This is a genomic window from Corynebacterium sp. HMSC063A05 (genome assembly GCF_001809695.1).
Classification (GTDB): domain Bacteria; phylum Actinomycetota; class Actinomycetes; order Mycobacteriales; family Mycobacteriaceae; genus Corynebacterium; species Corynebacterium amycolatum.
Genome location: NZ_KV798496.1, coordinates 432,568 through 458,214 on the forward strand (window position 1 = coordinate 432,568; position 25,647 = coordinate 458,214).

20 protein-coding genes and 1 tRNA gene are annotated in these 25,647 nt (G+C 58.9%); 7 read left to right on the plus strand and 14 right to left on the minus strand.

The genetic code is table 11. From position 1 onward, the window contains the following. Positions 1 to 10 precede the first annotated feature (10 nt). From HMPREF2651_RS03645 to HMPREF2651_RS03665, 5 genes are all read right to left on the minus strand, one after another. Complete coding sequence (locus HMPREF2651_RS03645) at positions 11 to 415, minus strand: holo-ACP synthase AcpS (RefSeq protein WP_038628039.1); 405 nt, start codon at positions 413 to 415, stop codon at positions 11 to 13. Further along, positions 412 to 9,558 carry a type I polyketide synthase gene (locus HMPREF2651_RS03650; RefSeq protein ID WP_239663082.1) on the minus strand — a complete coding sequence of 3,049 codons (9,147 nt, stop codon included), beginning with the start codon at positions 9,556 to 9,558 and terminating at the stop codon, positions 412 to 414. Before HMPREF2651_RS03650 ends, HMPREF2651_RS03645 begins: the two co-directional genes overlap by 4 nt. A 351-nt stretch (positions 9,559 to 9,909) precedes the next feature. Then, positions 9,910 to 10,107: a hypothetical protein gene (locus HMPREF2651_RS03655; protein ID WP_038628037.1), complete on the minus strand. Its 198-nt coding sequence runs from the start codon at positions 10,105 to 10,107 to the stop codon at positions 9,910 to 9,912. A 182-nt stretch (positions 10,108 to 10,289) separates the two neighbouring features. Beyond that, complete coding sequence (locus HMPREF2651_RS03660; RefSeq protein ID WP_038628034.1) at positions 10,290 to 10,703, minus strand: hypothetical protein; 414 nt, start codon at positions 10,701 to 10,703, stop codon at positions 10,290 to 10,292. Positions 10,704 to 10,732: 29 nt separating this feature from the next. Further along, positions 10,733 to 11,152 (minus strand): hypothetical protein, encoded by a 420-nt coding sequence (locus HMPREF2651_RS03665; protein ID WP_038628031.1) that lies wholly within the window; start codon positions 11,150 to 11,152, stop codon positions 10,733 to 10,735. A gap of 913 nt (positions 11,153 to 12,065) precedes the next feature. On the opposite strand from HMPREF2651_RS03665, the gene HMPREF2651_RS03675 reads away from it, so the two are divergent. Then, positions 12,066 to 12,257: a hypothetical protein gene (locus tag HMPREF2651_RS03675; protein WP_141737473.1), complete on the plus strand. Its 192-nt coding sequence runs from the start codon at positions 12,066 to 12,068 to the stop codon at positions 12,255 to 12,257. 142 nt (positions 12,258 to 12,399) lie between these two features. Beyond that, positions 12,400 to 12,867 carry a hypothetical protein gene (locus tag HMPREF2651_RS03680; protein WP_141745480.1) on the plus strand — a complete coding sequence of 156 codons (468 nt, stop codon included), beginning with the start codon at positions 12,400 to 12,402 and terminating at the stop codon, positions 12,865 to 12,867. 287 nt (positions 12,868 to 13,154) lie between these two features. Here the strand turns inward: HMPREF2651_RS03680 and HMPREF2651_RS03685 are convergent. After that, positions 13,155 to 13,236: transfer RNA gene (locus tag HMPREF2651_RS03685), tRNA-Leu, on the minus strand. 223 nt (positions 13,237 to 13,459) lie between these two features. Between HMPREF2651_RS03685 and HMPREF2651_RS03690 the strand changes: the two genes are divergently transcribed. Both HMPREF2651_RS03690 and HMPREF2651_RS03695 read left to right on the plus strand, forming a co-directional pair. Beyond that, positions 13,460 to 13,855 (plus strand): hypothetical protein, encoded by a 396-nt coding sequence (locus tag HMPREF2651_RS03690; protein WP_038628021.1) that lies wholly within the window; start codon positions 13,460 to 13,462, stop codon positions 13,853 to 13,855. Positions 13,856 to 13,888: 33 nt separating this feature from the next. Beyond that, entirely contained in the window at positions 13,889 to 14,242 is a 354-nt protein-coding gene (locus HMPREF2651_RS03695; RefSeq protein WP_005511118.1) for a DUF3817 domain-containing protein, read from the plus strand. 46 nt (positions 14,243 to 14,288) lie between these two features. Here HMPREF2651_RS03695 and HMPREF2651_RS03700 read toward each other — a convergent pair whose 3' ends face one another. From HMPREF2651_RS03700 to clpS, 8 genes are all read right to left on the minus strand, one after another. Beyond that, positions 14,289 to 14,990 carry a non-canonical purine NTP pyrophosphatase gene (locus tag HMPREF2651_RS03700; protein WP_049182003.1) on the minus strand — a complete coding sequence of 234 codons (702 nt, stop codon included), beginning with the start codon at positions 14,988 to 14,990 and terminating at the stop codon, positions 14,289 to 14,291. Beyond that, positions 14,987 to 15,748: a ribonuclease PH gene (gene rph, locus HMPREF2651_RS03705; protein WP_038628017.1), complete on the minus strand. Its 762-nt coding sequence runs from the start codon at positions 15,746 to 15,748 to the stop codon at positions 14,987 to 14,989. Before rph ends, HMPREF2651_RS03700 begins: the two co-directional genes overlap by 4 nt. A gap of 68 nt (positions 15,749 to 15,816) precedes the next feature. Beyond that, positions 15,817 to 16,599, minus strand: a complete 783-nt coding sequence (locus HMPREF2651_RS03710; RefSeq protein ID WP_049182001.1) for an MBL fold metallo-hydrolase — start codon at positions 16,597 to 16,599, stop codon at positions 15,817 to 15,819. Positions 16,600 to 16,672: 73 nt separating this feature from the next. Continuing rightward, complete coding sequence (gene murI / locus HMPREF2651_RS03715) at positions 16,673 to 17,539, minus strand: glutamate racemase (protein WP_370547405.1); 867 nt, start codon at positions 17,537 to 17,539, stop codon at positions 16,673 to 16,675. A 92-nt stretch (positions 17,540 to 17,631) separates the two neighbouring features. After that, complete coding sequence (locus HMPREF2651_RS03720; RefSeq protein ID WP_049182000.1) at positions 17,632 to 18,306, minus strand: rhomboid family intramembrane serine protease; 675 nt, start codon at positions 18,304 to 18,306, stop codon at positions 17,632 to 17,634. Between the two features lie 16 nt (positions 18,307 to 18,322). Continuing rightward, on the minus strand, positions 18,323 to 19,426 hold the full coding sequence (locus HMPREF2651_RS03725; protein WP_038628006.1) for a P1 family peptidase: 1,104 nt from the start codon (positions 19,424 to 19,426) through the stop codon (positions 18,323 to 18,325). A gap of 84 nt (positions 19,427 to 19,510) precedes the next feature. Beyond that, the gene (locus HMPREF2651_RS03730; RefSeq protein ID WP_038628003.1) at positions 19,511 to 20,062 is read right to left on the minus strand and encodes a DUF2017 domain-containing protein; all 552 of its coding nucleotides are present in this window, start codon (positions 20,060 to 20,062) and stop codon (positions 19,511 to 19,513) included. 30 nt (positions 20,063 to 20,092) lie between these two features. Then, positions 20,093 to 20,386, minus strand: coding sequence for an ATP-dependent Clp protease adapter ClpS (gene clpS, locus HMPREF2651_RS03735; protein WP_005511165.1), 294 nt, complete (start codon positions 20,384 to 20,386; stop codon positions 20,093 to 20,095). 81 nt (positions 20,387 to 20,467) lie between these two features. On the opposite strand from clpS, the gene HMPREF2651_RS03740 reads away from it, so the two are divergent. The 3 genes from HMPREF2651_RS03740 to HMPREF2651_RS03750 all read left to right on the plus strand — a co-directional run bounded on the left by HMPREF2651_RS03740 (position 20,468) and on the right by HMPREF2651_RS03750 (position 25,640). Beyond that, positions 20,468 to 21,778, plus strand: coding sequence for a nicotinate phosphoribosyltransferase (locus HMPREF2651_RS03740; protein ID WP_049182075.1), 1,311 nt, complete (start codon positions 20,468 to 20,470; stop codon positions 21,776 to 21,778). Positions 21,779 to 21,915: 137 nt separating this feature from the next. Further along, positions 21,916 to 23,898 carry an ATP-dependent DNA helicase gene (locus HMPREF2651_RS03745; RefSeq protein ID WP_187402571.1) on the plus strand — a complete coding sequence of 661 codons (1,983 nt, stop codon included), beginning with the start codon at positions 21,916 to 21,918 and terminating at the stop codon, positions 23,896 to 23,898. Between the two features lie 164 nt (positions 23,899 to 24,062). Further along, positions 24,063 to 25,640, plus strand: coding sequence for an AMP-binding protein (locus HMPREF2651_RS03750; protein WP_038627995.1), 1,578 nt, complete (start codon positions 24,063 to 24,065; stop codon positions 25,638 to 25,640). Positions 25,641 to 25,647: the final 7 nt, after the last annotated feature.

Consider the following 25,647-nt stretch of genomic DNA (forward strand, 5'->3'; position numbering starts at 1 on the left):
CCGCGCCGGACTAGTCCAAGCGTACGACGGCGATTGCGTAGTCGCCGTCGTGCGAGATGCTTAACGACGGCCCCAGCTGCCACTCCTGATCGTGGAAATGGCGGCTTACAGCTCCGTGGAGACTGATGCTCACGCGACCGTAGGCATCCGGCTGCACCTCTATTTCCCGCCAGTCCAGCCGATCTCGCGCAATCGGCGGCTGGCTGCCGAAGATAGTCTGCGACCAGGCCTTGATGAAGGCTTCCTTCGCAGCCCAGCGGCCCGCTAAGTGACGCGCCAGCGCGCCGCCGACTGCTCCGCGGCGCTTTGCTATCAGTAGCTCAGCCGGTGTGAAAACCGCCTGCGCGAACTGACTTCCTGGCATATTCAGCTGCTCTTCGAAGCTCGGAATATAGACGAGGTCTACGCCAATCATGGCTGGAGGACACCATCGATCAGACGGGCGCCATCGGAAAGCAGAACGGCCTTTTCCAATGCAGCGGGTGAACCGAACCGACCACCGTCCGCCAGGTTTCGCTCGCGTGGACGCTCGTAGAGAGTTTCCCCACCGTAAATAGCCTCATCAATGCGACGCAGACCAGCCGCTTCGCGGTTGTGCGCCGCGCTACGCCAGCGTTCCGCAGCCTCAGCGCCATCGTGCTGCACTATCGCTTGATAGAAAGCTTCCGGATGGACGACTGCCACCAGTGCCGAGACATGTCCGAACCCGAGCGAGGTAACAAAGCCAGCCTTCAGCGGCAACGTATTGCCGAAATTGACTGCCTTCGTTGGCCATACCAAACGAGAATGCTCAGCCAATGCGGGATCGACGCAGTCCAGCGATCGATTACCTGGCACAATGCCGCTACGCAATACTTGAGTCAGACCAATGATCTGGAACGCTGCAGCCCCACCCTTGGCGTGTCCGGTCAGGGATTTCTGAGAGACCACCAGCAGCGGGTTCGAGCGCTCGCGACCGAGTTCATCTGCAATGCGTTCATGCAGTTCAGACTCATTGGGGTCATTGGCATTGGTCGAGGTATCGTGCTTGGACAACACCGCGACCTGATCCCCAGTGACATCGAGTGCTGCAAGTGCGCGAGCCAACCGAGACTTCTCGCCGCCCTGAGCTGCCGCTAGTGCACCCAAACCCGGCGCCGGGATGGATGTGTGCGCGCCGTCGGCGAAGGACTGGGCGTATGCGACGACACCGAGCACGGGGAGTCCCATGTCACGAGCGATGTCTCCGCGAGCCAACAGCACCGTTCCGCCACCTTGCGATTCCACGAAGCCTCCGCGTCGACGATCGTTAGGCCTGGAGAAGTACGCATGGTCGATACCCTTATCTTCCATGGTGGCGGAGTCAGCTGTGGCGGCCATGTCGCCGAAACCTGTGATCCCCTCTGCGGATAGGTCATCGAAGCCACCCGCGACAACGAAATCTGCCTTACCCAGGGCTATCTTGTCGACGCCCTCCTCCACCGACACCGCTGCCGTCGCACAGGCTGCGACAGGGTGAATCATCTGCCCGTAGCCACCGACATAAGACTGCATAACGTGGGCGGCAATAACATTTGGCAATGCCTCCTGCAGGACGTCATTGGCTCGCGGTTGCCCCAGCAGGCCGTCGATGTAGAGACTGCGCAGCGACTCCATCGCACCAATACCTGTGCCCTGCGTCGACGACACTCGCGCCGGGTTGACCGCTTCCAGCAGTTGCGCTGGGCTGAAGCCCGATGACAGGAACGCATCAACAGTACAAACGATGTTCCACAAGCTCACGCGGTCCAGATTGTCCATCATGTCCGCCGGAATACCGTAGCGTGCCGGGTCAAAGCCCTGCGGAATTTGACCGCCAACATAGCGGCTCATCGCCATTCGGCGCGGAACCTGAACCGGCGTGCCAGCGGCTCGTGTCACAAGCCACTGCCCTGTCTCGGCATCGAAGCTCGCAGTGGTGTTGTCCGGGTTGGAACTGACAAAAGTCTCCGCTGCCGCGCGATCGCGCACCGCAAAGCTCAACGCTCGATCCAGGTAGACCGTGGTCAGCTCAGTCATCGTATTATCAACCAAATCGCCATCATCGGCGTAACGACGCACACCAACTCGCGCCAACACTTCATCGCGGTAGCGCGAAGCAATGTCGCTTTCTGCCAACGGTTGCCCATCGGCATCGCGCCAGCCGCCCTCATAGGAAATCAGCCCCATTGACCAGGCCAATTCCACAATTCCCGCTGCAGAAATATCATCGACTTCGGCCTCAAAGCGCGTCCGGGAAGAACCGTACGGTCCAAGCTCGCCGGCGCCCACGATGACCACCATGTCCTCCGGAGCCGCTGCGATGTCACCAAAGGTTGGTGTTGTCTGCGAAATCGGTCGACGCGGGCTTGGCAGGCTGCTTAAGACACGGCTTGACGACGGCTCCTGCGAGCGCGCCCCGCTAGCGACCTCGGAGTTTTGAGCTGATAGGCCAGCCGCCTGTGCAGCCTCCTGCGCCAATTGCGCAATGTTGAGGTCAACGTCACCCAATCCACCGGTGAGATCGGCCTGAATCGGGCGGGTTTGAGCATTCTTCCGAGTCTCCGAGCTCGCGAGCTCAATCAGTTCAGCTGCCATTTCTTCGGTGGAGAAGGTGCGAACTCCCTTTGCTTCCACTGCAGCAACCAGCGGATCGTTTCCACCCATCAGATTGGTTCCTCGGACCCAACCAATCTGTGCATGAGCCAGAGTGGTGCGGGTGCGCCAAGCGTCCTCCACATTCCAGCGCGCCACCACTGCGTCGAGGGCGGCCTTGGCTTCACCATAGGCACCATCGCCGCCGAAGCGACCACGGTTCGGTGAACCAGGCAACACCACATGCAAACGATGCTGCAGATTATTGTCCACGCCAAGTGCTGACATCCCTGCGATGAGTCGCTCCACCGACCACAGAAGCAGACGCATTTGGGTCTCGGACGCAGGACCGGCGTCGGCAAGCGAGCCCGAAACCGTAGGCGCCGCGAACGGGAATAGCAGCGTCGGTGACAGCGCGGGCTTGGTCACAACCACTTCCGCACCAATCGTTGTAGTCTGTTCGGTTCCAATCCAGTCGATAAGGGAATCCAAGTCCTGGAAGCTGGACAAGTTCGCCGGTACCACCCACAGCTTCGCCTCGCCCTGCGCATTCACGCGATAGAGCTGCTTGTAGAAGCTCAGGCGTTCGCGTCCAAGGCGTGAAGTGGTAACAACAACGGTTGCACCCTGAGACAGCAGCTGTGCAGTTACGGCGGAACCAATCGAATTTGGCGATGCGCCGGTAACAACTGCAATGTCGGAGCTCATCGGCAGTTCGTCCACATTCGTGATGACCTCGTCCGCCAACTGGCGGTAGATACTCGCCAACTGTGTCCGCCCTGCCTCGTCTGCCTTGGCAGCCCACCACTGTGCCTGCTCAACTGCGGTTTCATGGATACTGCCCGGCGCGGTGCCAGCCACATGCCCATCAGCGGCTACCCATAGGCGCGCAAGGTCATCGCGGGAGGTGGCCCAGCGGTCGTCGAGAAGCACTGCCTTGGTGGGCGTAAACGTCGGGGTGACCAGCTTCGGCCAGTCCGCGCCGAGTTCAGCGGTGACAAGATTTACCAGGTTGCTGTCGGCGTCTTCGGCATCGAAGTCAATGTCATCGGTAATCTCGTGGCCGAGTTGCTCCAGAATCGTGCGTGCCGCGGTAGCAAGAATGCCTCGCTGACCTGTCAGTTTATCTGCAAACTCAGTGAGTGCAGCCGAGTCGACCACCCCAGCACCACTGTCACTTGCCGACGGCTTAGCGACAGCTACACCTCGCTGCGTGGCGACCGCAAGGATCGCTTCATCGATCAGCTGGTTGAGTTCAGCAGTATTGGTTGGGGCGGCCGGAGCCAGATGCGCAAGATCGCCGCCGCGCAGGGATGCGCCCTCACGAGTACCGAGCATCACCTCAGCACTGACTGCGGTTGCCCACCCCTTGCCAAGCTGCCATTCACCCAGCACATAATCATCGAGGTAATTCGCGCCTGCACCGGCAGGACCGGTAATCCGGCGAATACCGTCGGCAATGGCTTCGGAGAGAATCGGACCGAATGCCGAATACGCACTGGCCAAGCTATCAATTTTGTCCTTTAGATCCGCCAGTTCCGCATCTGCTGCCCCCTCGATTGAACCGAGGTCGAATTCCACTCCGAGATCGAGCAGCAGTTGATTGCGTCGAGATGAGACTCCATCGACCAGAGTCTCGATGGAGTCAGCGGCACCGAGCTGGTCGGGGCGTACCTTCGTCCATTGGCAAATAAGAACTTCCAGCGCTTGTGCCGGGCTGACGGCAATATCAGCAACTTCGGTAGCCGGAGTGGCAGCACTCGTGATCGTAGTGGACTGTTCGGTCGCCGCGGATTGGTCGGGGGATACCGTCGGCGCCGCTGCTCCCGCTTCTCCTGTTTCTCCCGCTGCTCCTGATTCTCCAGATAGAGCCTGCGCCGAGTCCTGCTCCGTTGTCACCTCCGACTCGGGCTCAGTCTTTTCCGGCTGAATTTGGTCGCGCATAAACACTGCATCAGCATCACGTTCGAGATTGAGTACTCGAATGTCGCGGCTTCGGTGGCGGGGCAACTGGCAGGTACGAGCGGCCAGGTTTGCCAGTGTGGGCGCTGTGCCTACACCGACTTCAACAATGCGGCTGACACCGAGATCCTCAAGCAACAGATCCTGCGTTTCAATCCACCTCACCGGTGAGCAGAATTGCCAGGCCAGCAACTCGACCAGCAACATGCGGGCCAGGCGCGCCGGGTTTTCAGCGGCAGAGTCGAAATCGGCAAGGATGTTTTCCAGAATGTCTGAGTCGACAACTGCAGCCATCTGGCGGACGAACTTCTCAGTCAGCTCAAAAGAGGTCGCAGTGAGATTCGGGATATAGCGTCCCACCAGGAGTTCTGGAGCGATTTCCGCTGGCAGCAGCCGCTCCAGGTGTTTACGGAAGGAATCCACACCGTCGCGTAGGACACTGGAGTGGAATGGCACGTCAATACCTGGGATACGCACGTATCCCTTGCCGTCCGAGCTGCGGCGCTCGCACTGTTCAGCCAGTGCTGCAAGCCCCGCGACGGTGCCGGCGACGGCGTACTGCTTGCCTGCCAGGTTGAGATTTACGACTTCGAGGAACTCACCGATTTCCTGCGACAACCGATTAACAAACTCGGTGACCTCGTCCTCGCCTACGCCAATCTTGTCCGGACGCAGGGCGCACAAACCATAGTTGGACCTCCCCTGCTCATCACGTTCGACCAGTTCATGCATGGTCAAACCGCGGCGGTAGACAACCTCTAACACGGCGTCTGCGTCAAGCGCCCCAGCGAGAGCCGCCAGCGCGTTGTACTCACCGACAGAGTGTCCCGCAAAGTGAGCTGTTTCATCCAGCAGCCCTGCTTCACGGAGCTCCGCAACCTGTGCCAGCCCCAACGTCGCCATCGCAACCTGGGTGAACTGGGTCAGATTCAGAACACCCTCTGGGTGGAAGTAGCGCACACCATCCACGACCACCTCTACCGGGTTGTCCCGGACAATAGCCAGTACGGAAAAGCCAAGCTTCTCTCGGGTCATCGCATCAGCCTGGTCCCACACGCGGCGGGCCGCTACGCTGCGAGTCCGAGCAGACAGCCCCATCCCCTGTGATTGAATCCCCTGACCAGGGAAGACATATGCGGTCTTCGGTGCGGCGATTACAGCAGTGGCGGTCAATACCAGCTCGCCATCTACTGTGGCCGTGACTTCGCGGACTTCACCGGCGCCTGGGCGGTCATCAAAACCACGGCGTTCGACAGAGAATTTCACTTCCTGTCCAGGCAGAACCGGACTCAGCATAGTCGCAGTGAACTCAATCACCCGGTTGCCAATGCCGGCATCCGACGTGGCGACAGCCGCATGCTCAGCCATCGCCGACAGCCACATTCCATGGACAATAACCCCTGGTAGACCAGCTAGCGCTGCTGCACGGGAATCGACGTGGATAGGATTGCGATCGCCCGTGACACAGCTAAATGGCTCCATCGCCTTAGGCGCTTCCACGGTCAACGCACCGCGGAAACTCCGTGGCGTATCCGTGACCGTTGGAAATGGCACAGTGTTGGTCCGTGCTGTCTCGCCGCCGTTTCGGCCACGAATGGCAAAGCGTTCACTCAAGGTGGCGAGCAGCGTATCGCCATCACGAACCTCCGCGCGCACCACAACTAGTCGCCCTAAGTCCGTATCAACGATCTCGTCGACACGCGCACTAATCCGCAACGTTGTGGTTTTCTGCGGTAGAGCTCCAATCATACGAATGTGATGCTCAAGGTGAACAAGCGCGAGCATGCCCTCAACAACATCAATGCCGGTCTCAATACGCGCCTGCGCGACTGCCGCAAAAATCGCTGGCCAAGCATGCCCAACCAACGCGTCCGGCACCGTCGCCTGTGACTCATCGCCGGCAGCTGCAATAGTGACCGCATCGTAGTCAGCCATCGCCATCGGATCCCACACGGATTCCCACTCCGCGACCCCATCGACGATGTTTGCAAGCTCACCGCCAGCTGCGATTCGCGTCAGCTCCCGCATCGCGGCCGCCGCATCCTCATGCTTAACGACGGGCACTGCGCCCACCGCTGCACTCTGACACAGGCGAATTCGCAGTTTCGTATTCTCACCCGCAGCATCGGGTAGCGGAACCGTCAGCTGTGCCCATACGAGGTCCTCCCCGTCCTCATCATTGCTCCCATCAGCTCCAATGATCTCCAAAATGGCACCAGTACCTGGGTGTTCTAGGCGTTGCGAACGAGAGACATCACTTGCATCAGATACACATACCCACTCATGTTCCGCGCCAAGTGCCAGCGCCGGATTCGGCTGCTGTCGGCCAGCCCACCAAATCACAGGTGCTGCGAGCATCCGGCTGAGGGCGTCAACAGGTACCTCCGGCAGGTAGCCGGTATCCATCAATGCCTGTGCGGTAGCTTTTTCAAACCGACCCAGAATCTCCGCTACTGGCTCATTCGCGCGGGTAATGCCCGAAACAGCCTGCGGCCCAGGGATGATGCAGACTTGATCCGCATCGTAGCGAGAGTCATGCGCCTGCCATAGGGAGTCCGATCGCCACCAGCGACGAACCTCAGCATCGATAACCGGAACGAACGGCACAGGCTTGCCCGGGGTGCGGCAGAGCTCAGAGATAAAGAAGGTGACATCTGCTGGATGGAGCTGGGTATCCAGGTCTAGCAGGCCGGACAGTCGCGAGATTTCGCTGCGCGGCTGGGTGCGCAAGCTGTCGCCGTCGGCAAGCGCGGCAAACGTGCCCGCGTCGACTGCACTTAGTCGTGCCTCTACGCGGTCGACGAGTGCGACGAAGCGCGTCGACCACGTTGGATCGAGGAACGTCCCCTCGGGCGCGCACAATTCGAGATAGCGGTTCAGCACCTCGGCATACGTCATGGTGCTGACATCTCCGAAGTACGGCTTCGCGGTGGAGTTAATTGCCTCGATGATCTCCGCGCGTCGTTCGGTGACCTTAGTGAGGTCACCTGCGACTTCGTCAAGCAATCTGCCTGCGCGTGCTGCGGCGTTTTCAATTTCGTGGATATCAGCACCCAACTGGCTACGCCCCGACGCCATGCCATCCATGGCGCTACCGGCGGGAATCCAGTTGTCAGTGCCGACGGTGTCGACCAGCATTTGTTTCACGGACTCAGAGGCGGTCGACTCCTTTGCCGCCATCGCAGCTGTGCCGATGATGACAGCATCTACCGGCATCGGCGCCAACCCGTAACGTGTCGACCACGTGCCCATCAGATAATCACGGGACTGTTCTGGCTTGCCGATGCCACCGCCAACAGCAAGCACTACATCTCGCCTGCGGATCTTTGCGTAGGTGTTAATTAGCAGGTCATCGAGGTCTTCCCAGGAGTGATGGCCACCAGCACGCCCACCTTCAACTTGCATGATGATTGGATACGGCGTGCCATGCTGCGCCAAGGTATCCGCGATTTCGAGCACCGACTCGATTTGTGCGATTGTGCCCGGCTTGAAGGAAATATACGGAATTCCGCCCTCGCGCAGCTGCTTTACTAGCTCTACTGCCTCGTCCACCTCGGGGATGCCCGCAGAGATGGTGACACCATCAATCGGTCGACCGGCTGCCACCGCACGCGGGAGCAAACGCCGGCTTCCAATGTGCAAACCCCACAGGTACGGATCCAAAAACATGGTGTTGAACTGTGCACTGCGGCCCTCCTCGAGCAGTTCGGAGAGTCGCGCCACATTAGCCTCGAAGATTTCCGGCGTAACCTGGCCGCCACCGGCCAGCTCTGCCCAGAACCCGGCATTCGCTGCAGCCGCCACAATTTCAGGGTCAACAGTTGTCGGGGTCATACCGCCGAGCAGAATTGGCGAGCGCCCGGTCAACTTGGTGAACTTCGTCTCGACACGGGGCTTAACCCCAGTGACCAGCCGCGGTGCAAACTCCAGCCACGATGTCGGATACTCAATGTCGCTCTCAGACAGGATGCTCCTCCCCGCAGCTGTTGCCGCAGCAATCACCGCCACGCCGTACCCTTCAGCGTTACGTTCTGTCAGCTTGACGACGCCCGTGTGTGGCCCCAGATCCAAAATGGTGGTTGCCCCTTGGTCGATGAGCCCCCGCACCTCAGCGCTCCAATCGCTGGAGTCAACCAAGATTGCACGCGCAAGCCAGTCAGCTGTTTCTGCATCCAGCCCAATGCGCTCAGCTCGCTCCACTACCCATGCCGCAGCAGGCGCCAGTGCTGGGTGATGGAATGCGCCGCTAACTGGCAAAACTGTACATTCGACAGCCCGCCCCTTCTGCTGCTGCGCTGTGAGCTGCTCTGCCAGCTGTTCTAGTTCATCTTGCTTGCCGATAACTACGCTGGTGGTCTGCGTATTCTTCAGACCGATGACACAGTCCTGGGAGAGGAAAGGTTCCAACTCCTCGACCGTTAGGCCAGAGATACTCATCATCGGCGCGCGCCCAAATCCGGCTACTCGGCTTCCGCGCGCACACGCCACACCGATGAGGCGAGCTAGTGCAAGCAGTTCTGCTGCCTTCTCTGGATGAGCGACAATCTCAGCGGTAAGAACACCTTGCGAATGACCGGTTACCGCTATCGCGTCATCGATATTAATTCCCTGCTTTGCCAGCAACTCAACAATGCCCAACTGTGCTAATACGATGCCCGGCACGCTGACTGCAGGATTGGTTGTATCTCCGGTAAATGGGTCGTCTGTCACGAGTGAGATTGCCCAACCAAAGGGGTCGAAACCTGCGGGAAGCTGGCCGATGAGATCGTCGTCAAGCGGTGCGAGCAGTTCCTCAGCGCGAGTGAAAACTTCCCGTAGTTTCTTTGAGTTGCCACTGGCCATGACGCTGGAGAGAGTGTCCAGCCATGGTTGCGATTGACCGGCGAAAGTGACTGCAAAAGTACCCAGATCTGGAGCATTTACGACATTGGTCTGCAAAGTGGCGAGTTTTTCGTATTTCACGTGGCTGAGGTCCTTGTCTTGTGGGGTACGAAATGAAAACATCTTTTGTTTCCAAATCCTTGCCAGGACACTATGCCATAAATCATGAGGAATCCATCATGTTTTTCTGATGCGGTTCTGTGGTCATGTCAGAGGGAAAATAGTTTGGCCCCCTAAAGTAGGGAGTCCGGAATAGCAACGAGGTCAACGGGTCCAGCACCCCAAAAGCAAAAGAATTCCGCAGGTAGGAAACAGTGTTTCCCCGCTGGGAAACTACTTGCGCTTCATCCCCGCGGCAGCATCGGCTACGGAAAATGAAGCCACGATGACTGCGTCGATTTACACCTAATCGGTGATGAACATCACACTCAGAATGAGCGTCAATGTGCGACTAGAACGCTCAGTTTTCGCCAATTAATCGCCTAGCGCATCCAAGATTGCGGACTCCGCTTCTTCTAAGCGCCGCTCTGACTCTTCAAGGTCCTGCTGCGACCTACCGTCGCGCTCGACTTTGCCGTCGAAGATTGCGCAGGGATCATCGTTGACCACAGTGTCGTCGGGAACTATGCCACGACGCGCCATGTACTCATCCAGATGCATCGAGATGCTCAAGTTGCCTCCCTGCTTCCACCTTACGATTCAAGTTACGATTCGAGCAGCGTCATTGTATCGACAGGTTCGATCGCCCTACGCAGTGGAATGAGCGAACAGAGGTTTCCCAGAATGGTACTCACACGCGCTGTGCGGCTGCCCCGTTTTGTGTTCCCGCCAAAAGAGGCGGGACTGTCGCAGGCCTACAACTGGTCTGGCGGCCAGGGCTTTCCATCGGGGAAATACCGGTCATATTTCCAGCCCAGGCGAAAGGGGAGGACGTATTTCTGGGGACTGTTGTTCGCTTCCCACATTGATTTTGGCTTAGTCGCTTTCTCGGCTTCTTCCCGGTCGGTGTACACCCCGTAACAGATGGGGTCCCAGAAGTTGCTATCGGTGATTTCAAGAGTGGGGGTGCCGGTGAACACTCCGTAAAGGAGTTGGTCGCGGCTTTCGACCTCGACTTCGAAATCTTCCCAGGTGCCCATCATTCCGCCGGGTTGCGCGCGCCACCAGTTGTCAATCGCGAGGGCAGTTTCTTCGGATTCGACAAAGCCGCCGAGAGGTTCAGTGTTATCCGGGTAGCGGGGATAAACGACGCAGACAACAATTTTCATAGGCAATATTCTTGCGTTCTGCGGGAGGCCTACAGCTGGTCTGGTGGCCAGGGCTTTCCATCGGGGAAATACCGGTCAAACTTCCAGCCCAGGCGGAACGGAAGCACAAACTTCGGAGGGCAGTTGTTGGCCGCCCACATCGTCTTAGGTTTTGCCTCGCGCTCAGCTACCTTACGGTCTGTGTACACCCCGTGACAGATGGGGTCGTAATAGTCTGGCTCGTCAATTTTGTGGGCGGGCGTACCACTAAATACCCCGTAGAGAATCTGGTCGCGGCTATTGACCTCGACCTCGAAATCTTCCCAGGTGCCAATCATGTCGCCAGGTTGCGCGCGCCACCAGTCGTCTATCTTGCGGGCGGTCTCCTCGGACTCGACGAACCCGCCGAGAGGTTCCGTGTTATCCGGATAGCGGGGATAAACGACGCAGACAACAACTTTCATAGTCATGGTTCTACACCCTGCATGGGAGATTGGCGACCTCGGAGTAGCTTCGGGCGTAGTAGGTCTTCCCCCGATAGACGATAGTTCCCAACGTGACACCGATGAAGCGGGTATCTACTTTCCCGTTACATGTAAATGCAATGTTGTTCTGGTCTAGACGATTCGTGTTGTAGGCAGAATCGCGCACCCCGCTTAGGGCAAGCCTCCACGCGGTGTAGTATTTGTACCTCAAGTCGGAGCTGTGTTTGATACTCGTGACTGGGACGCTGCACTTTGTGTGTGGCTTGAAGCCAATGGTTCCCCAGTTACCTGACTTCCGTAGGTGGATGTAGTCCAGCCATAGGGTGCAGGGGCCATATTCCTTGACAGCCCGAACGGCGGTGGTGCCCTCGTCAAGTGGGGTATCAGATAGGACATAGGGAATCGCGATAGACCCAAGACTCTCGTCCACTTGGGCCTGGGCGGGCGCTGCTGTTCCTAGGCTGGCGACGCTGATTGCCACCGCTGTGAGTAGGGATATTGTGCGTGTGCGCATGGTTGGAGCCTTCCGTGAGTACGCTTACCAAACCGTTGGCGACAAGCTGCCCCGCGGTATTTTATTAGCTGGGCGACTGTCACTTATAGAATGGTTCACTTCCTGCCTCAATGAAAGACCTATACCTTTCGGCTACCCTAAGCCGAGCTAGCCCGTGTCTACTCCTCTAGACACGAGCAGCTTGCCCCACGAAACTTGGCACATGCCTACATACACAGCAAAGGTGGAACGCTCCGGAGACCGGTGGGCTGTTGCAGTGCCCCAGGTTTCAGGACTATTCACCCAGGGTCGCAACCTTGTCGAGGAAAAAGACAGTTGCGCCGGGCGTTAGAGCTGTACCCGGAGATAGAGACAGACCCGGACACCGCCGAGATAGTCATTCAGATGGACACTCCCCGCGGGGAGGAGGCCGCCACAGCTATTGCCCGTAACCGTACCCTCCTCGTGGAAAAGGCGGCAGCCGCAGCCGCAACTGCTCGCGCCTCCCGCCACCTCGTAGACCGGGGATTGGCCTACCGCGATACAGCCACGCTGCTCGATATTTCATATCAACGGGTTGGGCAGCTCGTCACATAGCCCACCTACCACCTATCCACACACCCCGCCCGACGCGACTGTGCACCGCCCCATGCAGCAGTGCCCTCGCGCCGGGCGTTTCCTGTACGTGACCTAGGAAAAAGGAGACTTTTGATCGCGCCGAAGCGGCGTGCCAGGCGCTGTGACGGAGCGCACTGGTACCTACAACGAGGTGAAAGTCGAGCGTGAGCGGCGCATGACCGCGGTGGAGGGTAAGCAGGCACGTCAGCGTGCCACCCTTGGCGCAGAGATAGACTCCGACTACGCCGAGACGCTGGCCGAAGCAGACCGCACGGTGAACTCTGCGGTGGAGACAGTCAATGCGGCACTGGACGCGTGGCGCGAAACTGTCACCGCCGGGGTCTATTCCAAGACGGTCACGCGCTCGGAGACGGACCGCACGGTCATAGGCGAGACTACTAAGACTGGCGAGAGCGCACCATCTCTATGCCGCCGCAGGTTGTCGAGCAGCTGCGCCCACGGGTTGCAGGCCGCCACCCTGCCGAGCTGGTGCGGTACACCCTCCACAGCGACCCGTTTACTGACCCGCTGCTCTACCGACGGGTTCACATTCCTGGTGGACCTCCACCATGAGCACGTGCGCGGATGACGATGACACGTTTCCTAAGAGACTAGGCTGTCATGACCTCCTCACACCTCTGCCTCACTGCTCATTGCCTCTAGTGCCAATGTCATGCAGGTGCATAGGCAGCTGGGGCACGCGCGCGCCCGTCCATCACCCTCGATGCGTGCTCTCATCTGTTCGACACCGGACTGGGTGAAATCGGGCGGGAAATGGGCCAGATTTTGGGCACGCGGCCTAATGAGGGCGGAAAATCTGACGGGCTGGAGAACGAAGATACCCCGTGACCTGCATAGTCACGGGGTATTTATGTGTGCGCCTGGGGAGACTCGAACTCCCACGCCCTAAGGCACTGGAACCTAAATCCAGCGCGTCTGCCAATTCCGCCACAGGCGCCCGTCGCGAATCCGTGACAGTTACGTACAGTCCCCGTAAGCATGGACTACTTATTAGCCACCTACAGGCACAACGAACTTTCACAGCTCATTTGGACTGTACACACTTTAACGGGTTCGCCGCAGATTTCCTAATGTCCTAGCAGAATTCGTAATGCCGGATCCCCTGCCTTATCCAGCGAGCGCGCTAGCTTGGCAGGTCACGGACTAGCTATGGTGGTTATGTGTCCACTTCACAGCATTCCAATACCACTGACAAGCCAGCGAAGATTCCCACTCGTACCCGCGTGGTGCAACTAATCTTCTTGGCTCTTGCAGTCGGTGCCACTCTTGCACTCGCCTACTGGCAGCTCAGCAGGTGGAACACAACCAGCTCATTCCAAAACCTGGGCTACGCACTGCAGTGGCCAGCTTTCGGCCTGTTCTTTATTTGGGCCTACCGCAAGTACATGGAGTACGAACGCGAACGCCTGAGCGGCAATAGCGAGGCCGCATTTGAGGCTAAAGACGATGTCATGACGGAAATTCCAGACGACTTCCTGCCGACCAACCCAGATGGCTCGCGAAAGGTGCAGCGTGTGGATGAGACACAATCGACGGATTCTGGCACCAACGCCTAGGCGATAACTGCTTATTCGAGAAAAGGACTTTTAGTGACCAACATCAATCCAGATCGTCAAGAGCGCGTAAGGAAGGCACTGACGTACTTCTCCGTCACCGCCTATTTCACGGGTGTGATGCTGCTCTTGCTGTGTGCCGAGATGATTTACAAGTACCTCATCCTCGACAACTCCGCCGACGCGCCGCGGTGGTTCTTCTACACCGCCCAGATTCACGGCTTCGGCTACATGGCATTCCTCATTGCCACCGTAAACCTGGGTACCAAGGCCCGCTGGGAACCAGCAAAGTGGATTATCACCGCGCTCGGTGGCGTAGTCCCGTTCCTCTCCTTCTTCGTCGAGAAGAAGCGCCGCGAGGAAGTCGAGACCGCTTTCCAGCTGAAGTAGCGGGCTCTCGGCAGCCCGAGGGCTCGCCCGTGGGCTCACCCCAGGGCTATCCCTCAGACTCTGCCTCAGCCAGGATTTTCAGCGCCGGAGTCAAGGCACGCAGTGCACGCCCCCTGTGACTAAAAGCGTCCTTGTCTTCGGCGCTCATTTGTGCCGCAGACAAAGTGGCCTCAGCTTCGTTGCCCTCTCCAACTGCGGGCGCGAACACCGGATCATAGCCGAACCCATTGTCCCCAACAGGCTCGCGCAGAATGGAGCCAGGCCAGCGGCCCTCTACAACCAGCAGCAGGTTACCGGCTTCATCGAGGACGGCTGGGAAACCGCCGTCGGCTAGCGCGGACGGCACCTCCTTGACACCGGGGACGACCAACGCGCAAACGGTACGGAAGGACGCCGTACGACGCTCATCTGGGCAGTCCCCCATCTGAGCGAGCAGCAGCTCGTAGTTAGCGACATCGTCTCCGTGGGTGCCGGACCAGCGCGCCGAGAGCACACCCGGCATACCGTTTAGCTCATCTACGCTGAGCCCCGAATCGTCAGCCAAGCACGCGTAGCCGGTGTGTGTCGCACCATCGAAAGCCTTGATGTAGGCGTTGTCCGCAAAAGTGCGACCGGTTTCAGGGCGCTCTGGGTACTCCGGGACGTCGCTAAGCGAAAGAAGCTCCACCGAATCAATACCCGCCGCACGCAGGATGCGGTCGAGCTCGACTAGTTTTTTAGAATTTCGGGTAGCGACAAGGAGCTTCACGGCAGCTCACCCGGGTACGGCGCACGCAGAACTTCCTGCTGCAGGGCGATGAGCTCACGAAGACCCTTTTCCGCAGAGTCGAGCATGTCATTCAGCTGACCTCGGTCGAAGGTGCCTTCCTCGCCAGTGCCCTGGATTTCGACGAACTTGCCCTCTGCGGTCATCACCACGTTGAGGTCGACCTCAGCGCGAGAGTCCTCCTCGTAAGGCAGGTCCAGGCAGACGCGGCCGTCAATAATGCCGACCGAAACAGCTGCGACTGGTGCCTTCAGCGGGGTGCCCGGCACTGCGCCCGCTGCATGCAGGTAGGTCAGGGCATCAGCCAGCGCAACGTACGCACCGGTAATGGAGGCGGTACGAGTACCACCATCCGCCTGCAGAACATCACAGTCGATGTTGATGGTGTTCTCACCGAGTTCCTTCAAGTCGATAGCTGCGCGAAGCGAGCGACCGATTAGACGGGAAATCTCGTGGGTACGACCCTTGACCTTGCCGCGCATCGACTCGCGGGGCATGCGCTCGTGGGTAGAGGCCGGCAGCATGGAGTACTCAGCAGTCAGCCAGCCCTCGCCGGAGTCACGCTTGAATCGCGGCACCGACTGCTCAACGGAAGCGGTGCACATCACACGCGTATTGCCGAAAGTAACCAGCACAGAACCTGCCGGATTGTCGGTGAAGCCACGAGTGATGGTCACCTTGCGCATTTCATCAACCGCGCGTCCATCGGCACGGCGAAAATCGGAATTAGCTGTAGTCATGCCAACTACCCTACCGCCCGGCGCGAAAGCGGTGCGACAGCTGTACGGAAACCCGATAATCGATGAGACTAGCCGCCTAGCTCCATGCCCAGGTAGGCCAATTCAACGTCACCGGCAAAGGTACTCTTCGCAGCACCCAGTGCTTCCTCACCGTCGGCGTATGGCGGAATGTGAGTCAGCACCAGCTTCTTGACCCCCGCCAGCGTCGCTGCCTTTCCGGCCTCATAGCCCGTCAGGTGCATGTCCGGCGGTGTGCCCTCTTCGTTACTGCACCATGTGGCTTCACAGATGAAGATATCCGCATTCCGCGCCAGCTCCACCAGTTCATCGGTCCACGCAGTATCTCCGGTGTATGCAATGGTCAGACCATCTGCTTCAATGCGGTATCCAACAGCTGGCACCGGGTGGACCATGTTATACGGCGTGACGACGGCGCCTCCGTCCGCTTCGCCCCCACCGACTAACAGTGGTTCACCGGGGCTACTCACAACCTGGTCAAAAGTGTCTTCCAGGTTGGCATCTTCTTCACTTCCCAGTGCTTTGCACATGGTGCCTATCCGGTCGTGAATGTCTCCGGGGCCAACCAGGAGATTCCGGGAACTCGCCGGGGCTGTCGGGTGGAAGCGACGCCAGACGAGCAGCCCTGGAATGTCTGCAGTGTGGTCTGGGTGCACATGAGTTAGTAACAAATCACAAGCTGCAGGATCAGAGATCTTCTGCAATTCGGCGAGGACACCGGGACCCAAATCAATGACAAAGGTTCGACCGTTATCCAGCTCAATGAGGTAGCCAGATGCTGGCGCCGATGGGCCACCCATGCTGCCTGTACATCCCAGAACCTTCAATCGCATACTTCAAGCTTGCCATGTAATTGATCAAAACCGAGCAAAAAACCAATGGAGTGTCTGGATTTAATAAGAAAGGTCACATTTGGGAATGCATAGTGACCTGGCTAATACCGGGCCCGAGGAAGCGCTTTGCCAGTGATGCAAAAACTTGCGGATCTCCAGTGGATTCAAATGTGCGCACAGGGGTCGGATTACTCTCCGGGTCAGCGAGCATGTCGGTCTTTGTGAGGATGCGCAGAACGTCCTTCGACGTCTCCTCCGCCGAGGACACTAGGGCGACGTCCTCCCCCATGGCCAGCTGAATCACACCAGACAGCAGCGGATAGTGGGTGCAGCCCAGCACGAGCGTATCTACACCATCGGCCTGCAATGGCGCGAGGTAGCCCTCTGCAAGTCCCAGAATCTGGCGACCAGAGGTAATTCCTCGCTCGACAAAGTCCACGAATCGCGGGCAGTCGACCGCGGAGACATCCACGCCGGGCACTGCATCAAAGAGATCTTGGTAGGCACGGGAGCGAATCGTGGCGGCGGTACCGATTACGCCGACTTTTCCGTTCCTGGTGGTCGAGACCGCACGGCGCACGGCGGGCAGAATGACCTCGACTACTGGGACTGGGTAGCGCTCGCGGGCATCACGCAAAAATGCGGCCGAAGCAGTGTTGCAGGCAATGACTATCATCTTGCAGCCGCGTGCAACCAGTTCATCGGCGATCGCTTCAGCGTGCTGACGAACCTCGGCGATGCGCAGCGGGCCGTAAGGGCCGTTGGCAGTATCGCCGATGTACATAATCGACTCGTGCGGCAGCTGATCCATGATGGCACGCGCCACTGTCAGCCCACCGACACCGGAGTCGAAGATGCCAATCGGCGCTGTTCGGTCGGGGAAGCCGCTATCCTGCGCCGTCAGCTGATTGACTGCCTGAGTTCCTGCTTCTGCTCCCACCGCTATCTGGACTCCTCATATCGTTGGTCAAACACCGAAGCTCCTATTCTAGGCCGTTTCCGCCAGGAGCTGATGCCGCTTACCTCGGGCTCTTAGCCACGTGCGCGACCGCGCTTAAACATCACCGCAGCCCAGATGCCCGCAAGCCCACCGAAGAGGTGCATCTGCCAACTAACAGCCATCTGTGTTGGCAGCACTCCCCAGATAAGGCCCGAATACATCGATGCCAGAATCACGCCCAAAATAATCTGCATCACCCGACGGTTCACAAAACCGCGCACGACCAAAAACGCCAGCCAGCCGTAAATCAGCCCGGACGCACCGATGTGGACGGTATTTGCACCGCCGACCAACCATGTCAGACCGCCACCAACGACCGTAATCAAGAGTGTGACCTGCCAAAATAACCGCTTCGACGACATTGCAATCAAACCGGCGAACAACGCCCCGGGCAGCGAGTTCGCCACAATATGCCCGTAATCTGCGTGCAGCAGCGGTGCGGTCAAGATTCCCCACAGAGTCGAGGTTTCGCGTGGGCGCACACCGAAGTTGTTCAGTGCCCCACCAAAGATGAATTCGTTGACCAGAAAGACCGTCCAGATAAGTACCAGGTACCCAATAGCCGTACTGATGGCCGCCCCGAGCCCGCCGTCGCGATCCTGCGGAACAATCTGATTATTCCGCCGCGTCTGCACGGGACCGCGCATCGGGTACTGCGCATAGTTCTGGTAATTCTGCTGTTGTCCCGAGCTCCATTGCGCATTCATTGGCGAACTTCCCTCACTACTTGTCCAGCATCTCTGACAGCGCGGCTACTCCCGCGCGCCCCGTTGCACTCATCACGGCATCGACAATAGCCATCTGCACCGCATCGGCCGCCATCGCAGCCAACAGCGCCACCACATCCGAGCCCACGGGTTCAGCGTTTTCGCTATCCGCTGCCTCGGCCGAGCTGAGCGCAAACAGCGTGTCACCGTCCATCGGTGCATGAGCCGGCCGAATCGCTCGTGCCAGCCCATCATGACCGCACATCGCCAACCGCTTCAACTGCGCAGTCGTCACCGGCGCATTGGTTATCAACGTGCCAATCGTCGTGTTTCGCGTGCTTGCCGACGACTCCCCGTCGCCAGCCGCATCTGCGAGAATCTTGGTTCTACCGACGAAAATCTGGTCCAACTGGGCCAATGCCTCCTTGCTGGCACCGGCAGCCGCCGGCATTCCGTAAAGGTGTCCCTCCGGGTCAATGACTGCACCAAAGGAGTTAACCACCATTGCGGCAGCCACAAAGTACTTACCATCGGCGGAGGTCACACGGGCTTGTCCAAAACCACCCTTAATTGCCCCGGCCATAGCGCCAACACCGGCACCTACTGTTCCGGAGGGAGTGTCCTCCGGAACGTCGTCAAGCGCGTGCGACAACGCTTCGCGCCCGAGTTCAGCGGTGGGCAGCGTCGGCTCACCTAACAGCAAGTCGAAGATGACAGCACCGGGAACGATGGGCACGAGGATATCTGGACGAGTTGGAGTGACCTCAAAGCCAATGCCGCGGTCACGCAGTTCGCGCATAACTCCGTCGGCAGCTGCAAGGCCGTATGCGGAGCCGCCAGCCAAAACGACAGCGTGGGCGCGTTCGACGGTATTCTCCGGTGCGAGCAGGTCGGTCTCGCGAGTGCCAGGACCGCCACCGCGGACATCGACAGCGCCGACAGCACCGCCTGGAGCGGCGATGACGGTGACTCCGGTATCCCCCTCAGCAGCATGGCCGATGGAGATGCCGTCGATGGAGTCGAGACATCCTGCGCCAATGTCGATGCTCGTGCCCAGCGCAGCACTGCTGGCTTGGTGTCGAATGTCGGTGGGGCTGATTGCGAAAATCTCAGAATTCATTGTCGCCTACGGCACCTTTCACCACAGTTCATGGCAGTTAGCCTCAGTTGATTACTGCATCTTTCGGGGTTTTGCTCGGATTCGTTACTCACTCATAAGCTGATCCAGCAGTGACTCTTGGTTGTAGGACAGCCACTGGTACATCGCGTCGGTCTGCTCAATCTGCTCGATGGAGCCATTGAGGTTCTCCATGGAAACGTGCAGGTAAATACGTAGGTCATTGATTCCTGCAACCCAGGCATGGGCATCGCTTTCCGAAATGGATACCTGCCCCGACTCGGCGGGCTCCAGTGCGTCGATAATCGCACGCAGGGAATGGAGCTTGCTCTCTACAATCTCCGACTCATGCAGCTGGCGCATGAGGGCGTTTTCCCCCTCCACGCTCTCCTCACCCGGCTTGGTGAAGTCCGGCAACAGTCGCGCAAGCTTAGGATCGGCTGGGGCCTCGGAGTGTCCGACGGGCATTCCCGTCATTTCCGCGAGCTCATCCTTCGGCGCCGACCGGGCTCGCTCCATCAGCGAGTCCGCCACAGTAGCAGCCAGATTCAGCAGCAAATCCCGCTCCGTGCCTTCAAAAGCCGTGACGTACTTGATGCCACCGCCGAGAAGGGATCGCTTGCGCTTCCAAGGACGCATGTAAATTCTCTCCCGCTGTCGAATATCGGCTTAGTCAGCCTGCTCCATTGTTGCCCACAAGCCCGCCTTGTGGAGCTTCTTCACATCGGCCTCTACCTTGTCACGCTCACCGGAAGACACGATTGCCTTACCCTCCGTGTGAACCGTCATCATCAGCGCGTGCGCCTTCTTTCGGTCCATGCCGAAGAGCATCTGGAACACGTAGGTGACATAACTCATCGAATTAACCTGGTCATCCCACACAATGCACTGCCAGGGTCGGTTCGATTCCGTCACGACATCGGCATCCATAGTGGGCATCGGTGTTGCTGCTGGCATGCTCATAGGCACCAGGATAGTACGGAGTGGCGCGCGCTCGCCGGAACCGACTGCCCCGGCCAGCTTCAGCCGACTAGACTATTGACCGTGATTGATAAGCATTCCTCCACCGCCCTTCTCACCGATAAGTACGAACTGACGATGCTGCAGGCATCGCTTGCCGACGGATCCGGCGAGCGCCAGGTCGCCTTCGAGGTGTTTGGCCGTCGTCTGCCGAATGAGCGCCGCTATGGCGTTGTCGCTGGGACAGCGCGTGTATTGGATGCTATCCGCAACTTCCGCTTCACCGAGGAACAGCTGGCTTCGCTGGACTTCCTCGACGACCGGACGCTAGATTACCTGAGTAACTATTCCTTCAGCGGCCAAGTCGACGGCTACCGCGAAGGAGAGCTCTACTTCCCCGCCTCGCCCATTTTGACTGTGCGGGGCACTTTCGCCGAGTGTGTCATTTTGGAGACTGTTATTCTCTCCATTCTCAATGCGGACTCCGCCATTGCCTCGGCAGCGACCCGAATGGTCACGGCTGCCGGTGGGCGCCCGATTATTGAAATGGGTTCGCGTCGTACTCATGAAGAAGCAGCTGTGACCGCTGCCCGCGCCGCCTACCTGGCAGGTTTTAGCGCCACCTCCAACTTGGAGGCAGCGGCACGGTACAACATCCCAGCCTCCGGTACCGCTGCGCACGCGTGGACTCTGTTACACACCAACCCAGATGGCACGACAAACGAGACTGCAGCCTTCAAAGCTCAGATTGACACGCTGGGGACCGACACCACTTTGTTGGTGGATACCTACGACATCACCGAGGGCGTCAATACGGCCATTGAGGTCGCGGGGCCGGAACTCGGCGGTGTACGTATTGACTCCGGTGACCTCGGAGTTCTCGCTCGCCAGGTGCGTCAGCAGCTGGACTCGCTGGGCGCACACAACACCAACATCGTAGTGTCCTCTGACCTCGACGAGTTCGCCATTGCGGCGCTGAGGGCCGAGCCGGTCGATGTCTACGGCGTGGGCACCTCTGTAGTCACTGGCTCCGGCGCACCGACTGCGGGACTGGTCTACAAGATGGTCGAAGTTGATGGGGTGCCCGTCGCCAAGCGCTCGTTGGACAAGCGAAGCCACGGTGGCGTGAAGGCGGCGATTCGTACCTGCCGCCGTTCCGGTACCGCCGTGGAGGAAATCGCTTTCCCGCTCGGCTCGGAAATCCCGGATGTGGGCAACCTGCACTACCGCGATCTAACCATTCCGATGATGCGCGATGGCGAGGTCGTCGATGGCCTACCGACCTTGGAAGAGTCCCGCGATCACTTGGTTAAGGCGCTGGTCAGCCTCCCGTGGGAGGGGCTCGCACTTTCCCGTGACGAGCCGGTACTGTCCGTCCGTTTTCACGGCGTTTAGGCGGCGGGGGAACTGTGTCGGATACTCCCGAGCACGCAGATTTTGCAGAGCTATCGGACGGCTTTGAGGACTTTGACGATGTTGACGATGCTGACGAGCTAGCTTCGCCGAGAGCCAGCGTCCATGACTCGGACAGCATCGAAGCTCTTCTCGATGCAGCAGTGAAGGGACTCGGCGGAACAACTCGCCCGAATCAGGTCAAAATGTCCCGGTCGGTGGCCTCCGCCTTTGCGCGCGAGCGACACCTAGCGGTACAAGCCGGTACCGGTACTGGTAAGTCACTGGCCTACCTGGTGCCCGCCATTGTGCAAGCAATGGAGTCCGACGAGTCGGTAATCGTTTCCACGGCGACCATTGCGCTGCAACGCCAGCTGGTCGAACGCGACTTGCCGCGGCTAGTCAGTTCGCTAGAGCCACACTTGTCCCGCACGCCAACCTTCGCAATCCTCAAAGGCCGCTCAAACTACCTGTGCAAGTCCAAGGTCGGAAATGTCATCAAAGATCCCGTCATCGACGGTGATGAATCCGAGCCGACCGGTATGGGCGGCCCAACTGCTCTACTCAGCGAAGCGCAGCTCAGCCGAACCGCTGCCGAGGTCATGCGGCTACGCGAGTGGGCCAATGACACCGACACCGGCGACCGCGACAGCCTGGACAAGGGCGTCTCCAACGAAGCCTGGCGGCAGGTCTCCGTCACGGCCCGCGAATGCGTCGGCGCCATTTCCTGCCCTTTCGGCGAGGAGTGTTTCGCCGAACAAGCCCGCCGCGAGGCCTCCAACGTCGACATCGTTGTCACCAACCACGCCCTGTTGGCCATCGATGCGCTCTCCGACGCCATGATCTTGCCGCAGCACGACTGCGTCGTCATTGATGAGGCTCACGAGCTCGACGGCCGAATCACCTCCGTTGCCACCGACGAGCTCTCCCCTGCCGGTATCACCATGATGGCCCGGCGCGCCCGCAAATTCGGCGCCGCAGAGCAGGTCGATGATGTCACCGATGCCACGGATCTACTCGGCGAGACCGTCGCATTGCTTGCCGACGCCTACAGCGGCGCACTCGAAGAAATTCCCGGTGAGCTGGGAGCGGCACTAGCTTCGCTCCGCGATAGCCTGTGGCAACTGCAAACCACGCTGGGCACCTCTGGCTCAGGCAACTCTGGCGGGTCGGGCTCCGGGGGTTCGGGTTCCGACTCTGACAGCACGGAGCGCCAGACCGTGCGCGCAGCCGTGGAGAATATGCACGATACTGTCGTCCGGATTCTCGAGTTCAGCAGCGACGATGTCGTATGGCTTGGCGAGAACAAGACAGTTTATGTCGCTCCCCTGTCCATCGCAGCACTACTTCGCGAACGCCTCTTCGGCGAATCCACCGTCGTTTTGACCTCAGCAACACTTGCTCTTGGCGGCAAGTTCGATGCTATGGCCGCTGCCTGGGGGCTTCCCTCCGGCGGGTGGGATGGCTTGGACGTCGGCACGCCCTTTGACCCGCAGAAATCTGGCATCCTCTACGTCGCACGCGACCTGCCTCGTCCTGGACGCGACGGCGCCACGCCAAAGCAGTTCGCGATCATGGAACGCCTCATCCGTGCCGCTGGTGGGCGAACGCTGGGGCTGTTTTCTTCTCGCCGAGGCGCCGAGGCAGCGGCGGAGGAAATGCGCAAGCGCCTGCCTTACGACGTCCTGTGCCAAGGCGATGACTCTATCGGCGCTCTGGTTGATCGCTTCGCAGCTAATCCACAGACATGTTTGTTTGGCACGCTGACGCTGTGGCAAGGCGTCGATGTTCCTGGCCCATCGCTATCGTGTGTCATCATCGATCGTATCCCGTTCCCCCGACCCGACGACCCGCTACTGTCCGCGCGCTCCGATGCGGCTAATGCCGCTGGCCGAAACGGTTTTATGGAGGTTTCAGCGACACATGCAGCGCTACTGATGGCGCAAGGTTCTGGTCGTCTGCTACGTCAAGTCGATGACCGCGGTGTCGTCGCGGTACTGGATTCACGGTTGGCGACGGCGCGCTATGGATCCTGGATTGCCGCATCGATGCCTGACTTCTGGCGGACGACTGACCTCAATGTCGCTGCTGGTGCACTGACTAGGCTGACGCGGGACAGCTAGCTAGGTAGTCATTTCACATAAGAAATGACATTTTTCCCAAAATCTGCACGAACTGTCAGCACACCTACTACTGTGATGTGAAACACAACGAAGCTAACACGGTGATCCTTGTTCAAGGAATTCATCTGAAGCCTGACGCACGTGCAGAAAGGTTGTTTTCCCCTATGCCGCTGACTAGCAGTCTTCCCAACATCGATATTCCGGAGACCTCTCTATTCGATTTTCTGTTTGGCGAAATCGAGCCTCGGCACAAGGATAAACTCGCAGTAGTTGACTCCGGCTCAGAGGTAACTTTCGGGGATTTGAAGGCCAGCATTGAGGCCTTCGCGGGCGCTCTTGCTGCACGTGGAATTAAAAAGGGCGATGTTGTTGCCCTGCACTGCCCTAACTCCACCACCTTCGCAGTCGCTCTGCACGGTGTTCTTCGCGCAGGTGCAATCTGCACGACTGTTGCCTCGCTGGCAACTGCCGAGGACGTTGAAACGCAGCTGCGTATCTCTGACGCCAAGATGATGCTGACGACTTCGTCGATTGGTTGGGCCGGTGCTAACGGCGCTGAGGCCGCTGGCCTCCCGGAAGAGATGATTATCGGTCTGACGGGGCTTCACGGCATGGGTGAGCTGCTTGCTGAAGGCCATGCGGGACCAGATGTAGACGTTTCTCCCGATGACGTTGCTGTCATTCCGTTTTCTTCTGGCACCACTGGTGTGCCAAAGGGCGTCCAACTCACGCATCGCAATCTTGTTGCCAACGTGGCTCAGGCAGGAGCAGCAACTGTCGAGGCATTGGATGAGACAACCCCGGCGGTTACGATTCTGCCGTTCTTCCACATCTACGGTTTGACTGCTCTGCTCAATCTTTGCCTCTGGCGACGCACTACCCAGTACACGATGGGCAAGTTCGACTTGCTGGATTTCCTTTCCATTATTTCGGAGCACAAGGTCAAGTTTGCGTTCATCGCACCGCCGGTCGCAGTTGGGTTGGCCAAGCACCCGGCTGTCGATTCCTTCGATCTGTCCAGTCTGGAGACTATTTTCTCCGGCGCAGCTTCGCTTCAGCTGGATTTGGCGGAGCAGGTGGAAAAGCGCCTCGGCTGCACTGTCGCCCAGGGCTACGGTATGACCGAGTCCTCCCCTGCCGCGCACATTCGTATCGGACACGACAGCCCACTGGATTCCATCGGTCGAGCAGTCCCGAACACCGAGTACAAAATCGTTGACCTCGATACTGAGGACCTCGATGAAATCCCAGTTCCTGAATCAGGACGTTCCAAGTCCGGAGAACTGTGGATTCGCGGTCCTCAGGTAATGAAGGGTTATCTCAACAATCCCGAAGCTACGGCTGCAACGCTTGTCGACGGCTGGTTGCGAACAGGCGACGTTGCGGAACTCGACAAGGAAGGGAATGCGTACATTGTCGACCGCTTCAAGGAACTGATTAAGTACAAGGGTTACCAGGTACCACCGGCAGAACTTGAGTCCGTGCTTCTCGAGCACCCGGATATCGCTGATGCTGCCTGCAGTGGTGTCATTCGCTCCGATGGTGAGGAAATTCCGAAGGCATATGTGGTGCTCAAAGAAGGAAAGTCACTCACTGCTGATGAGGTAATGGACTTTGTTGCCGACCGCGTCGCACCGTACAAGAAGGTGCGAGTAGTCGAATTCATGGATGAGATTCCAAAATCGGCAACCGGCAAGATCCTGCGCAAGGATCTTAAGGCCATGGAGGCAGCACGCGCTTAGCTGTCCG